The following is a 1,733-nucleotide window of genomic DNA, read 5'->3' as shown; positions in this document are numbered from 1 at the left end:
GCTACCGTGCAAGCGATTCAATCGATGAAGGAAGTCACCGCCGGTCTAGTTGGCGCTGATGCTGGCAAGGAAATGGGCGTTTACTTCGACTACATCTCCTCTGGCTTGAGCTAAGGCTAAGACAAAGGAAGAAGGAGGAAGCCTGAATTGAATTTCAGACTAGCCTTTTTTGACTTTTGCCTGGGAATGAGGTCAGGGAAGTTGAGAGTGAGTGTTAGACCGTGACAGGCTGATCTTGATGATTTGATTAGTTTTAATGAGCTGGCTTTGACTCTGAACTCCCTGCCTTCAAATGATTTTAGGTTTTACGTTAGTAGATTGCCTCAAGGTTCCCCAATTATGGAAATAGGGCAATTTAAGTTCGCTACAAAATCTAAAATCCTTGCCTACAAAATTGAGTATTATGAATTATAATAAATTTACTTTTCGTTGCCTCCTTAAATTTTTCTTCGTCTAGCAGATATAAATAATAGTCTAAAAAAAATAGGTTTCTTCCCTACTTAGTATGCTAAATCTTTAGGAAAATGCCAAAAAAGCAAAGCTCGCATTTCAAAGTTTTTAGAATTTCTAAACCCGAATCCACTGTGTTTTAACAGCTTTAACTTATTATTAATGCCTTCAACAATTCCGTTATTTGTTCTTTGTTCAAAATATCCTACTACCTCTGCAAACCACCTTTTTATAGTGTTTACACTCTTTTTGTAGTAACGGTCATCAAGAACTGAAGCATCACCAGCTAATAAAGCGTAGGTGACGTAGCGCAGAATGATTTCTGCATCACGCAGACAAGCAGCCATGCGGCGGTTAGGATAGCAATTACCACCAGCTTGGATCAAGCCTTGGTTTTCGCAGATATCGATCGCACAGGCAGCGAAACTAAAAACTTGACAATTTACCTCTTTTACCCATCGCTCTTGATGAAAAAAATTGTTACAAAGTATTACAATAAGACTAATAATGTGAACGTCATGCCTCAAAATACTGTGCGGGAGGTAGTTAGCACACAGGACTCGCAACCTTAAATAACTACCCAACACTTCCAAACACAAAACCCCCAGTTCCAAACGCAACCTAGCTTGCAAAAGCAGGTAAGTGCAGGTGCGCTGTGGTATTGTAAACAGCAGTATTGTGCGCGAGTTGGACAAACGTACCAACATCGTAAGCAAGCCATGACGCTTTGAGCAGCTAACTCCAACAACATCAACAATTATTGGCAGTCTGTGGCTCGACTAGCGTACAAACTCCCAGCTTTTTGAGCTTGGAGAACTTCACAAGCAGTAGGAAGCGCTAATTCCCGCCTCGCTTCCTTCCCGCTCAAATACAAAGACGGGATATCCAGCGGGTAAATAAAAGATGAGTATCGTCACCAAATCTATTGTGAATGCCGATGCCGAGGCTCGTTATCTCAGCCCAGGCGAATTAGATCGGATCAAAGGCTTTGTCACCACTGGCGAACGCCGCGTTCGGATTGCCCAAATTTTGACCGAATCCCGCGAGCGCATCGTCAAACAAGCTGGCGACCAACTTTTCCAAAAGCGCCCTGATGTCGTCTCTCCAGGCGGTAACGCTTATGGCGAAGAAATGACCGCTACCTGCCTGCGCGATCTGGACTATTACCTGCGCCTGATCACCTACGGAATCGTCGCTGGTGACATTACTCCCATCGAAGAGATCGGCATAGTCGGCGTGCGCGAAATGTACAAATCCCTGGGCACTCCCATCGAAGGCGTTGC

1 protein-coding gene and 3 pseudogenes are annotated in these 1,733 nt (G+C 44.1%); 2 read left to right on the top strand and 2 right to left on the bottom strand.

The window, feature by feature from the left end:
* Positions 1-114: pseudogene (locus PN499_RS24765) on the top strand (allophycocyanin subunit beta); the annotation flags it as partial.
* Between the two features lie 386 nt (positions 115-500).
* On the opposite strand, the pseudogene PN499_RS29620 reads toward PN499_RS24765, so the two are convergent.
* Both PN499_RS29620 and PN499_RS29615 read right to left on the bottom strand, forming a co-directional pair.
* Positions 501-692: pseudogene (locus tag PN499_RS29620) on the bottom strand (transposase); the annotation flags it as partial.
* Positions 666-884, bottom strand: a pseudogene (locus PN499_RS29615) (bleomycin hydrolase); the annotation flags it as partial. The pseudogenes PN499_RS29620 and PN499_RS29615, both read right to left, overlap by 27 nt.
* 469 nt (positions 885-1,353) lie before the next feature.
* On the opposite strand from PN499_RS29615, the gene apcA reads away from it, so the two are divergent.
* Positions 1,354-1,733, top strand: a 380-nt coding sequence (gene apcA / locus PN499_RS24755; RefSeq protein WP_272035548.1) for an allophycocyanin subunit alpha, incomplete at its 3' end; no start/stop codon positions are given.

This window comes from Kamptonema animale CS-326, from assembly GCF_028330895.1.
GTDB lineage: Bacteria > Cyanobacteriota > Cyanobacteriia > Cyanobacteriales > Microcoleaceae > Kamptonema > Kamptonema formosum.
Note: the sequence above shows the minus strand (reverse complement) of the source record. Positions and strands in the feature narration are given on the sequence as shown.